General features: G+C 37.3%; 4 protein-coding genes. All 4 read right to left on the reverse strand.

Annotated features, from left to right (window positions below):
* Positions 1-271: 271 nt before the first annotated feature.
* Positions 272-8,551 carry an SDR family NAD(P)-dependent oxidoreductase gene (locus GTR01_RS13855; protein WP_160138423.1) on the reverse strand — a complete coding sequence of 2,760 codons (8,280 nt, stop codon included), beginning with the start codon at positions 8,549-8,551 and terminating at the stop codon, positions 272-274.
* Positions 8,552-8,557: 6 nt separating this feature from the next.
* The gene (locus tag GTR01_RS13860) at positions 8,558-9,148 is read right to left on the reverse strand and encodes a chorismate pyruvate-lyase family protein (RefSeq protein ID WP_160138424.1); all 591 of its coding nucleotides are present in this window, start codon (positions 9,146-9,148) and stop codon (positions 8,558-8,560) included.
* 144 nt (positions 9,149-9,292) lie between these two features.
* Complete coding sequence (gene fabD / locus GTR01_RS13865) at positions 9,293-12,586, reverse strand: ACP S-malonyltransferase (protein ID WP_160138425.1); 3,294 nt, start codon at positions 12,584-12,586, stop codon at positions 9,293-9,295.
* A 513-nt stretch (positions 12,587-13,099) separates the two neighbouring features.
* Positions 13,100-13,771 carry an MBL fold metallo-hydrolase gene (locus GTR01_RS13870; protein ID WP_160138426.1) on the reverse strand — a complete coding sequence of 224 codons (672 nt, stop codon included), beginning with the start codon at positions 13,769-13,771 and terminating at the stop codon, positions 13,100-13,102.
* Between the last annotated feature and the right edge of the window lie 126 nt (positions 13,772-13,897).

Genomic DNA, 13,897 nt, shown 5'->3' on the forward strand with positions numbered 1-13,897 from the left:
GGTTTGAGAATTTGGAGTGTTCGAAATCTTATGGTGTTCTAAATATACTTCGTCATTGCAAGGAGGCATAACGAAACAGTTTTTCCTAATTTGAAGCAAAACCTTTTTACCTCGCATGAAAGATTGCTTCACACCTCCTACACAAATATATGACCTTAAAAGGTTTCTACTAAACCATGATGGCCCGCAGGATATAAGGCAATAATTTACTTAAAGGACTAAAAATCCTTGGTTCATTAATCTGGATTCGGAAATCCCGATTAACAAAAAACTATTCGATTTCAAACATTCCTATTTGAGAATGCGCCCAATATCTATTCTGCGCAAATGGATATGTTGGCAAACTTACTTTTACAGGTTTGTGATTCGTGTATAACTGACTCCAATCTATTTCAAGGCCTTCTACCCATAGTTCACATAGTTTTGAATAATTTCGTGTTTCTATTAGTTGGTCAATATTTTGTTTATCCGTTCGCTCATCTACTTGCGATTCAATAAGAGTATCTTTTTTAGTTCGAATATTCCCATGAAACAGCTTACTTGGTTCATTGCCTAGAAAACAAACTAATGTCTCTTTCAACTCCTCGAAAGAGGATGCAACAAATGCCAATCGTTCTTCCATGTGCTCCCTGCCCGTTTGGAGCGTATAGGCGACAGCTGGAAGCCTCAATTCATTGAACTCTTGTTCATCAACCGCCAGTAAAAACTGAACCACTAATTCATCCAGTCTATCGGCATCTTTCGCTGATAAAAGAATTGCATAAGGAGAGATCCATTCATCAGAATTTGAGTCATCGCTATTAGGAACATACTCCTCTATAATGAGGTGGGCATTGGCACCACCTGCTCCAAAAGAAGATAGTGCCGCTCGACGCGGAATTGTGGTCTCTTGTCCATTAATTTCTAATCGGGCTTGTTCCCATCGCTCTAAATTACGTTGAACACGAAAAGGAGAATTACTAAAATCGATATTCGGGTTTAACGTTTCTGCATGGAGGGAAGGCACTAACTGCTTATACTTCATTTGCAAAAGTACTTTAGTGAGTCCTGCAATTCCTGCAGCACTTTCGCAATGGCCTATATTTGACTTTACAGACCCTATAGCACAATATTGCCTTTCTAACGTATCTTTTTCAAAAGCACGTGTCAAACCTGCTATCTCTAACGGATCGCCTAATGCAGTACCGGTACCATGTGCTTCCACATAACTTATTGAACGGGCATCAATATTGGCCTTTTCTAGTGTGTTAGCTACAAGTTCAGCCTGCAAAACTGGATTAGGCACCGTATAACCATTGGTTTTACCACCAGAATTTATTGAACTAGCCTTGAGTACACCATAAATATGGTCTTTATCGGCAATAGCCTTCTGCAAGGGCTTTAATAACACTACCCCAACACCTTCGGCATCTACAAACCCATCTGCATGTTCCCCAAACGACCTACATTGGTTTGATGATGAAACCATTGTCATTTCAGATAATCCGACGAAATGTTTTTGATCTACAATTAGATTTACTCCTCCTGCTATAGCACATTCACTCTCTCCTGACCTTAAACTTTCCATCGCTAGATGAATCGCGGTAAGGGAAGAAGAGCAGGCCGTATCAACAGCCATACTTGGCCCATGAAAATTAAACAAATACGAAACACGGTTAGCAATAGACCAATATCTAGGCTCTGTGGAGTAAAGTCCGTGCATTACCCCCACAAATACACCAACTTTTCTATTTTTTGATACATTGGTTGTTGTGTAGCCCGCATCTTCAATAGCAACATATGATTGTTCTATAAACAGCCGTTCTTGAGGATCCATTTTTTCGGCATCCACGGGTGATACTCGAAAAAAAAGAGGATCAAATTTATCGATGTCTTTTATAAACCCTCCCCACTTCGTGTAAATGCTCCCTTTCTTACCTCTCTGCGTACTGTAATTTGCTTTCCAATCCCAACGATCCTCAGGAACCTCAGTGATGCAATTGTTGCCAGATTTTAAGTTATTCCACAACTCTATAATGTTATCGGAATTTGCATACTTACCCGAAAGGCCAATAACGGCAATTGAATCCTTCGAAGAAGAATTTAATTCACTCTTTTCATTTGATACCGTTTGCGTCTGGTTTGGTGTTGCTTTCTGCTTGGTAAGCAAGGATAAGGACCTCCCATTATTAATTGGTGTTTGAATGGCATTGTACTTTTGCTGAGGACTCTCCGACCAATAACGAGGATTTTTTTTCCTCAAATAATGGTTTAGTGATCGTAGGTTTTGGTGCTCAAAAAATAAGGTTTTAGATAGTGGTCCAAATATCTTTTCCAACTGAACAGTCAGCTCAATGATCATTACCGAATCTATTCCGTATTTATCCATGGGAGCATCCACATCTATCCGATCTACAGAAAGTCTTGTTACCGAAGCAACGATTCTTTTCAGCTCTGCAAGCCGCTTATCATCCTGGAAATCCAAATTAAGCATTTCCGTTTCAATATTATCTTTACTCAAAGAATAAAAACGATCCTGATGATTAATTTTTGATATATAATCGAGTATCCGCTTTTTAGTTCCCTCAATAACAAGCACCTGCTCCTGCTTATTTTCCATACACTGGTAAAGCGCTGAAAAGCCATTAGAGCTTGTCATAGGGGCCATACCCATCGTTTCCCAAACTGACTGTTGCGCATGGGCATCCAATGTCATACCTCCATCTTTCCATAAGGGCCAGTTAATAGACAATGAGTGGCCAAAACGTTGGTTAACTAACACCAATTGGTTTCTGTAGTGCATATACTCGTCCATAAATGCGTTGGCAGCCGCATAGTCAGCCTGACCAATATTTCCAAAACTTCCGGCGATTGAAGAAAAGCAAATGAAAAAATCTAAGTTTAATAACTTGGTAGCACCATCTAGATAGAATAAGCCAGAAACTTTAGGCTCAAGTACCTCTCTAACCTCTTCGGCACTTTTTTTCAAGATGAAATTATCCCGTTTAATGCCCGCAGTGTGTATAACTCCATTTAATTTTCCAAAATCATCGATGATTCCATTAATCAAATTTTGTGCACCATCTTCTGTTGTGATTTCACTTTTCCGATAAAATATACGCATATCGTCCGTGTTCCAATATGCCGACAACTTTTCCTCAGCAAATTTTTCATCAGACCTTCCTGTTAAGATTATGGTCGCCAATGGCGCAGTCTTGGTTATTTCTTGGGCCGTCAACTTCCCTAAATTGCCAATTCCTCCAGTAATTAAATAAACGCCATCCTCTTTCCAAGGAATTAGATTATTCCTCTTAACATCTAATTTATTCCACTCGCACACAACATTTTGTCCTACAATATCCTCTGTAATTATTGGTTTAGGATGATTTGATACTTGTTCGCAAATCGTCTTAAAATCATCTACCAATAAAGTCTGCACATAAAATGATGGATTTTCTATACAAGCTGTTTTCAACAAGGCCCCTAAAGCTTTAAAAAGTTGCTTTTCCTTTTTATTCGAGACAACCAATTGAAATAGCACATCTCCATTTACACCCGCTTTAATCATTTTCTGAATGTATATAATCAGTTCTTCCGAATACGCTATATACCTATTTTCCAAACTCTCACCACCAAAATTCAGCACTAGTAAATCTTGATTATCTGCTAATCCCTCTAACTCTCTGAACATGTCTGATTCTGGTTCGCAGAGGATTGCTATTTTTCTTGTATATGTTTTGGTGGCTACAGGTGTTACAAGCGATTGAGCCTTCCAATCTGCTGCAAACAGCAACAATTCATTCTCTTGATTTTGAGACTCCTGAAACAATTGTCCGCTTATACTCCGAAGCATCAGCTTTTTCAATTGAACACATAGCAGACCGTTTTCATCAAGAAGATCAATATCAACATAGAGCGATTTTTCATCTTCTTTGATTTTTTTAACATGCGCAAACATTCGTTGTTGACATCTTTGCAGGAGGACGGCCTCGTCCAGTGAAAAAGGAATTTTTAATTTATCCCCTTCATCCAAATCCATCAATCCAATGGAAGCATGAAGTGCAGCATCTAAAATACTGGGATGTATAGTATATTGATGGAGCGTGTTCAGTAAAGAATTTGGCAAAACTAATTCAGCTAACACCCGCTCTTGGCATACATACATCTTATTGATACATCTAAATGAGGGACCATATTCTATTCCCTTCGTTTTAAAATAAGCGTAATATTGTTCTGCATCTATTTCATTTGATTGATATGCATTGCATAGTTCCGATATCGTACATCCGAGCGAATCAGTTTTATTCTCCAATAAAGCCGTCCCTTGTGCATAGATATTTTCTATCTCATTAGCATCATTAAGTGAGTAAATATCAAAGACAATTGTTTTATCCTGAGATTGCTGAAGAACGATATGTAATTGGCAACCTTGATTAGTGGCCATTAGTGGATCCATCCAATAAATATTTTTTATGACCACCACTTTATTCTGATTTTCTTCTTCAACCTGCGCCGAAAGTATAGCTGCATGAATCATTTCTAGGTAAGCTGCCGCAGGTAAAATTGCCTTTCCGTTAATCTGATGATCCGAAAAAAAGAATTCAGTACCAGTAAAAGAAGAAGAGAAACTTTGTTCATTTAAGTTTGACGTATTCGTATGCAGTAAGGGATGATGAAAAGAAGTAGGGCTATCATTAATTCCAATTTGGCTGAGCGAGTTAAACTCCTCTTGTACCCAAAAGTGCTCCTCAGCAAAGGAATAGCCAGGTAAGGGAATACGTCTACATTCTCCATTTAAATAAAAATCTCGCCAATTGATGGATCCTCCATTTATCCAGAAATTAGCCAATTTATCTGTTCGGCCTTCCTTCTTCCATTTGGCGTACAAAACACGAAAATCCTCATCATCAATAATACCACCTAATTTATTCACTTTGGTTATCAACGACTTATCGATAAGATTATTCGTTCGGATGTACTCCTTTAATTGAATCAAAAGATCCTCTTTACTCTTAACTACAAATGCTATTCGTGTTAAGAAAGCTTCTCGCCCAACTTGAAGGGTATAGGCAATATCTTGTATGAATAGTTGATCGTCTTCTTGGTGTCTTGCTAAAAATCGGCAAAGTTGTTCCGCTAACCGATATAATGCCTCAGGTGTTCTAGCCGATAAAGGAACTAGAACTCCAGAAATCGGTTTTGTCGGCTGAAAATTAGTTTGAAGATATTCTTCTACAATTAAATGTACGTTGGTTCCTCCAAAACCAAAAGAACTTATTCCTGCTCTCCTTGGCAGTTCTTTTCCATCGATATCCCGCTTAGTCTTCCATTCTTGATTTTCATCCACAACGTAAAAGGGACTTTCTTCTAGGTTGATAAAAGGGTTGATTTTCTTAAAATGCAAGATACCGGGAAGCTTTTTATACTGCATAGAGAGCAATACCTTAATAAAACCGGCAATACCTGCCGCAGATTCACAATGCCCTATATTCGTTTTAATAGTTCCTAAACCACAGGTGTATGGACGAAGTTGCGGATTAATTTCATTAAAGGCCTCTTTTAAAGCTTGCACTTCTATAGGATCACCTAATGCTGTACCAGTACCATGTGTTTCTATATAGCCGATGGTTTCAAGTGGTATTCCCGATTGCTGATAAGCGTTCTTGATTAATTGCTTTTGAGCATTTAAATTTGGAGCCCTCAAGGAATTTGATCGGCCCCCGTGGTTAATAGCTACTCCTTTAACTACACCATAAATAGTATCTTGATCTGCAATGGCATTTGCCAATGGTTTAAGCATAACTGCCCCAAAACCTTCAGACCTAACAAAACCATTCGCAGTTTCATCAAAGGTTTTACAAAGACCATCAGGCGCTAGCATGCCCGCTTTATAGCTCGCTATATGTACTCGAGGCGATAAAATTAGGTTTATACCTCCTGCAATAGCTATTTTACATTCGCCCCGTTCCATAGCAGCAATAGCATGATGCAAAGCAACTAAAGAACTGGAGCAAGCCGTGTTGATTGATTCACTTGGTCCTTGAAAATCGAACCAGTTTGAAACCCTGTTCGCAATCATACTAACATGTAAGCCGGAATCTAAATAGCCACCATACACATTAGACAATTTCGGATTCGAAGAAATAATCTCTGCATAATCGTTATTATGGACTCCTATAAATACGCCCACAGACTTTCCTGCTAAATCTTTCGGATTGTATCCTGCATTTTCAATTACATTCCAAGTCAATTCTAATGTCTTTCTTTGCTGTGGATCCATACACTCTGCTTCAAGAGGTGTAATACCAAAAAAATTAGCATCAAAATGAGAAATATTATTTAAAAAACCACCGAACTTTGGAAAAGATTCATCCTTTCCAATTCCTTTATAAAATTCATCTCTATCCCTTGGAATATCACTCAGGGTAGATTTGCCATTCATTAAAATATCCCAAAGCTGATCCTCATTGCTAACTTCATTCGGGAAATTAAAACTCATTCCAATTATGGCAACATTCCCTTTTTGAGAAGTACTGTAATCTATGTTCTCTTCAACTGGTTTATGTGATGCAGAAACACCAGACACCAAGGTCATAATGTATGCAGCCAATTCGTGAATATTCCGATATTTATAAAACAGACTCGGGGAAAAATCCATTTGAAATTTTTCCTCGATTTTCCCAGCAAAACGAACATAATCAATGGAATTAAACCCTGCTATTGAAAGCATATACTCATCGGACATCGCCTCTTTCGAGCTTCCTAAATTATCTGTGAAAATTTCATGTTTCAGAAAACTGAATACACTTTCTTCTTCAATATTTTGACTGAGGGTAGGATCTCTTAGCCTTCCTTCTCTCGATTGGATATATTGATAATCGAGGGATAAATTGCCAGTTATATATAGCTTTTTACAGTCAATTCGCTTTATTTTACCGCTGCTGGTTTTGGGAATACTTCCAGGTTGAACCCAGTTAATTGCGTAAACAGGTAAACCGAGGTTTTCGGAAACAACTTCGGCCATTGAAATACTGTCCTTTAAGTATTCTTCTTCACTGAGCACTCCGTTTATCTCCTGAACAATGTGTATCCTTTCGTACGTATCTACCTCTTCTGAAAAAACAGTAAGCGGCAAAGTTAATTTCGGAAAATTACTTCGAATACAGCATTCAATATCGACAGGATGATAATTCTTACCATTTACAATGATAATCTCTTTAATTCTACCCAATATAAATAAATTATCGTGATCAACAAAGCCTAAATCACCCGTTCTGAAAAACCCTTCCTCTCCGCTTGTATTTAAAGTTGATAAAAAACGGATATCATTATTTTTCAACAGGTCAAAATATCCGGCAGCAACAGCGGATGATTTTACCCACACCTCACCCATTTCACCATCCTTGCAGGGAATTAAAGAATTTGGATTGACAATACGTACCTGATTTTTTTCAAACAGTTGTCCGCAACTTACTACAGCTTTACCGTCTTGTTCATCATCTATAATTTTTATTTCATTCTGAATGAACGCGGACCTGTCTAATAAAAGAAAATGAGGGACTGCTCCAGATTTCCAAGTGGTTACCGAACCTATTTCCGATAGTCCGTAATGCGGACAAAAAACGTCTTTCCGTAGACCCAAAACTTCAAATTTCCCAACAAAATTCTCATACGTCTGCTTTCGAATGGGTTCCCCTCCACAAACGATGTTAGTAATTGAATGAAGAGAAAATGAAGTTAAAGACCTGATATCAACGTTTGAACATAGGTAATCAAAAGCAAAATTAGGTGCAGCTGTATGTGTAGCTTGGTGCTCATGCAATTTAGATAGCCACATCTCCGGCTTTTTTAGAAAACTAGCTGGGGAAAGAACAACACTTGTAGCTTCTTGCAATAAAGGTGCGAGTAAATTAAAAAAAAGTCCAAAATTATGAAATTGAGGCATCCAAGATACTACGATACTTTTATTATTCATCTCCCATTGTTCTGCACCATTTTTTGCTTGGGTCAATAAATTAGTATGGGTAATCATTACTCCTTTAGGTACTGAAACCGAACCAGATGTATAGAGTAAAACAGCGAGATCGTCACCTTGAATCGCTTCACCCACTAGAATATCGACCGCTGAATATCCCAATTTATCAACACAAATAATGTGACAATTCGGGAAGGCATCCTCCAAAGCAAAATGTGCTTTAAATGCCCCAATGGTAAGAATCGTAGTTGCTCCTGAATCTGAAAGTACCGACTGAAGTTTATCTATTATCAATTTGGGCGAAGATAACTCGGGTATTGGTGTAGGAACGACCACTATATTTGCATACAGGCAGCTTAAAAAAGTAAGTAAATATTCAGAGCCCTGAGGTAAACAGAGAATAGCTCTTTGTGAAGGTAAGATTCTGCTTTTCAATTGGCTTCCTCTTATTAGGATTTTCGTTTGCAAGTCTTCTCCGGTCAGCACTACGCTTTCCTCTTTACTTTCAAAACGAAATAGTTCCTTTTCCTTATTCTTTCTACAGACCTCAAGCAGATGATCTAAAAGAAACATCTTATTATTTTCCTGAACATTCATATTCCTTTATTTAAAGATTGAGATCGGAAACTTCTCTGTAATAATACCCAAAATACGCTTCCCCGTGTATATTGCATAGGTCCTAGACAATATCTCTGAGTCGCTGGATTCATTAAAATAGTTAGCAACTCTATCATTCCGTTCGAGTGTTACATCCAATATTTCCCGATAACACTCAAACTTCTCCTGCTTCCATAAGAGTCCAATCGGCGAATCACTTTCCACAAGCTTTTGTTGGACATAATCCGATAATCGGTTAAACACGAACAGCGATTCAGCATACACATAATTATGCGCTTTGCCTTGCAATAAAACAATCCTGCGCAGTACCGAATCTCCTGAAGAAAGATCAAGGAAGGTGGGCACTTCGCTTATTCTTTGCTGGCGGAGTACATTTACTGTAATTATATCTCCTGTATACAAGGCTACAAGATCTGTAACGGTCCCATCTGTTTTCATCATTACTTTCTGAAAAGTGCTTAATGAATTATTTTTCAAAACAGAAAGGTTTAAAGATGGTTTTAATGAGACATCATAAAGTGTCCAAGGTGCATTCGGCACATTAGTATTACCGATTTGATTAACAATATTTTCCATACGGATTTCATTTTATATGACCAAACTTATTTATAAATTTTGACAAGATGATTTTCAACAAGTGATACATTGATCAAATAGAACGCATGTCATGCGCAAGAAAACAATAGTTTTTACTTTAAGATTGAGGAGCGTACTATCGATTTAGCCGAAGTATTTTTTATTTATAAAATCGGCTGCAGCTTCTAGAATACGGATCCCTATATTATCTACATTTCTATTATTCCATTTTTCAAGTTCTGTACCTTTCACCCATTCGTTAAATGCTCCTAACGAGGGACCGCAATACACTTGGTAATTAATTTTGTTTGAAACATTATCTGATAATGCTGCCTGGGTAGCCTGCTCCAAATACCACTTAAATACCATCGCCATTTTAAATTTAGGATGATCAGCTATTTTTTGTAACTCTTCGCTGTTGCATTTTCTTTCGCATTCATAAATAACCTCTTCTATCGATTTCTTGAAATACTTATTCTCCAATTCTTTACGCAACTGAATATCAAGATCATCCAAAGAATTACATTGCTTATAAAGCTCAAATAATTTATTCGCTCGGGCAGGAAAAAATACCCCTTTTTTCAGTACCTGTACCTTAGATCCTAATTCAAACAAATAGGTAGAGGGAGCATAAGCCATATCGTGAATCCCTATTTTTTCAATCATGTCCTTAACAGTATCGCCAATTTGCGCTTCTACAGTACATTGATTAATAGAGCCGGTAACAATAAAATCAGCTCCTTGAAAAAACGAGCAGGCAGCAGCCTCTGGCGTGCCTATACCACCAGCCGCACCTAGGTGGATATTTTCTTGGTAATGGTATTTTTCAGCCAATCGCTTCTTTAATCTAATCATCAAAGGAAGTAGGACGATCGATGCAGCATTTTCGGAATTTCCCCCTCCATCCGACACTACACATATATCAGTAGCCACAGGAACAAACTGAAGCAGTTGGGCTTGAAGAGGTGTTATCTTGTTAGCCTCTAACAAACATTGTATAAGCTGATCCGAAGCCGGGCTCAAAAACAGCTCTGCAATTTCAGAGCGTGATACTTTCACCTGAATCCGATTCTCGGAAACAATTTTACCACTATGATCTCTTTTCAATCCTTGCGCACGAAAGCTTACAATTGCTTCAGTAGGTTGAAAATAGTTTGCAATCTCTATATTCTTAACTTTTTTTGCCTGTAATAAACTAAGGCACTCTTTTTCAAAATCAGGCTTATTGAGGTCATATTCTATATTAACCCCAAAAGATTCACTCCCTTGCAATTCTTGCCTGATTTTTAAAATATCTTCTTCTATTTTTTTTAATGAAAGGCCTGAAGTTGCATAATAACTCATCATCCCTGCCTTATTCATGCGAACAATCATTTTTGGGGATGAAATGCCATGATGCATTGCCCCGGAAGCATACGCATATTTTACTTGGTAAGCCTTCCTATAAGATTCCGAACCCAGCTCCATAGCTTTTATTATTGTTTTCCCAGCAGCTGTCGGATTAAGTTTTTCAGGAAAATCGATGTCTGATTTTGGCAGAACTATTGGCACTTCCTTTTGTTCCGAATTCTCTCGACTCTCTTCAATTAGTAATACTTCCGCCTCTACCCTTATTTTTTTAACCATGTCCATAAGAACCGTACCTCCATCGACCTGATTAAACTCTTCCACCCCTTTTCCCATTAAATATTGGATAGATTCCTGCCATTTTACAGAGCTAACCATTTGACGCTCCAATGACTCCTTTATTTTGTCCGCCTCATACAACCTAGCCGTTACATTCGATATTACCGGAATGCTTAAATCGTTGAATTGAAATTTGTTCAAAAACTGCCCAAATTCATCTGCACTATCTTTCATATATCTAGAATGAAATGCCCCACTAACGGCAAGAGGTATGTATAAACTAGCTCCTGATTTTTCAAAAACTGGCTTGGCTGCCAATACATCAGCTTTAGGCCCTGATATAACAATTTGAGATGGCGTATTGTAATTGGCAACATCCAATGTAAGTAAATCATTATCCTTTAGTACCTTAACAACCCCCTCTTTATTTAAACCAATAACAGCGGCCATTCCTCCACCATTTGCTTTGGCCATAAGCTCTCCCCTCTTCTTCACCAATTTTAAACCGGTATTAAAGTCAAAAGCCCCTGCTGCAAGTAAGGCATTAAACTCTCCCAGACTATGTCCAGCAAGAAAATGAGGAGGCTGAGTTTTATTCAATTGTTTATAGTAGTGCATAGTATTAACCACAAATAAAGCCACTTGTGCGTTTTGCGTTTGAACAAGTTCTCCATGCGGATCAACCAGACATAATTCTTTAATTGAATAACCTAATATTTCATCGGCTTTCTCCATAATATCTGGAAATTCTTCAAAAAGCCCCTTTCCCATTCCAACCTTCTGGGATCCTTGCCCAGGAAAAATAAACGCTTTCATTGTTTTACTTTTTATTGAGTTCGTAGTGTATTGCTTTTTTGTGTGCGACAACTTATGAATCAGATTATCAATCTTATTTTGATTTTCTCCGAAATGAGTAATGGTTGTGTAATTTTTGGAAAGAGATTGCTTGCTTAAACAATTGCTTACAAAACTAGATAGGGTACCACTTGCGCCCAGATCTATGTACGTATAACTACCTATTTCCTCCAGCATCGTCACTGTTTTCTTAAAACAAATCGGACGTCTCACAATATCCCAGAGATAATCCACAGTCACTTTTGGATTGATTGTTTTATGTGCGCATGAAACAAGTACATTGTTACTATTATTGAGAGGTATTTGGTTTAACAGTTTTTTTATCGACTGTTCAAAACGATCGATTAACGATGAATGAAATGCTGTATTTACTGGAAGACGATGGAAATTTTTCCCTCTTATCTGTAGTTCCTTTTCGAGCTTCAAAATAGCCTTCCTATCACCTGAAACTACAAAGTGATTTTCAAAACTTTCAGCAGCAAATTCGCAATCCTCAAATATGCTTGGCTCTTCATCAAATAAGCTTCGCTTATCCAATACTGCCAGCATAGCGCCTTCCAACTTTTCTTTTTCAATTAAATTCGCGGTTTCGATCAACATGTGCAGCATTTTATCTTCCGAACACCGTCCTGATGTTACCAATGCGATGTATTCACCTAAACTTGATCCTAAATAATAATTGGCCTCGATTCCCTTCTCGATTAAAACTTGGGTCATTGAATAGCCCAGCATAAAAATTGCAGGATGCGTAATTTGAAGTTTATCAAATGGATCACTTATCTTCTTCTGCGGATTATACAATTCTTTTACAACCGATGGTATACCATAATCCTGCGCCATTGTGTCTAGTTGCAGCATACATTTTTTGAAGGCCTGATTTTCAACAAACAAGTCGCTCGCTGCATGATAATATTGCGAACCCTGACCTGAATACATAAATACTATTTCATTATTCATCGCATCACTAGCATATTGATTGAACTTGAAAAGGAAAAATTAAGATATACTTCATCATTGCAAGGAGGCACGTCCGAATCTATATTACCTGCTTTGAAACGAACCATTTTACCTCGCATATTAGATTGCTTTACGCCTTCCGGACATGAGGCAAAAACTTACTTAAAGGGTTCTTTGTTGGCCAGGATTTGCAATCCTAGCCTTCACTCTTTAGATTGAAAATCCAATTTAATTCACGCAAAAAAGCAACAACTAATTGATTATTTATTGGATGTTTTTAACATTAAAGTAATTACAAACCATAGATTCATTCATCTGAATTCAGAAATCCCGACAAACAAAAACAAACTTCTGAACACACTAATCAGAAAATCATGTTCGAATAAAAGAATAATGCGGAATAACCTGAAAATAGTACACCTATTTTGACAAATAATAAAATAAATCGTCTTATTAATAACAGTGAAAATGTTAAGAATTTTCAGTATTTACTACGAAGTTTTCAATTTAAAGTCAAGAAAAATTAAAAAGTCCAGGTTGATTCGGTCTCATTCTAAAATCCACAAAGTATTTTAAATCGTCAATTTGCAAATAGATGTTGTTTTTTAACACTTCCGAAAAAAGTAAACCTACCTCCTTTTTAAATCTATGCCCCGGGTATATCCTATCGTTTGCATGCAACATTAACTTAATCTTCCGAAGACTGAAATACATTTCTACCGGATCTGCTCCTCTTTCGGTACAAATTCCACACCCTTCAATAAACAAAGTATCTCCCGAAAAGAAGGAATGATCTATTAAGTAACAACAACTGCCTTTCGTGTGCCCTGGAGAAAAAACGGGTTTAACCAGAAAACTTCCAATTGCCAGCTCATCTTCTGTATGGATATAAATAAGGTTACTGCAAGTAAAATTATAGGTTTGTGCTTCAACAGCTGTGATGTAAATGCTACAATTGTAGAATTTCGCTAATTCATCAGCCAGATTTGTATGATCAAAGTGCGAATGCGTGAGCAAAATTCCTTCAACTTCAAAATTATGAGACTGTACAAAATCTTTCAGCACACTAATTTCCCAGGAAGGGTCGATTAGAAGTATCTCCTTGGTTCCCTTGAATTGAATTATATAAGAATAATTGACGATGGAACCGAACGACATTCTAAAAACATATGTGATTGTATTCATCCGATCATATTTCCTATTAAATGCCATATTCATTTTATTTGCAGCAGTACTATCTTTTCCTCAATACACAAAGTACTTTATTAAATATTTAATATGACAATTTATGGTAAGTTATTTGTTAAATAT

The sequence above is a fragment of the Chryseobacterium sp. c4a genome, from assembly GCF_009900745.1.
Taxonomy (GTDB): domain Bacteria; phylum Bacteroidota; class Bacteroidia; order Flavobacteriales; family Weeksellaceae; genus Chryseobacterium.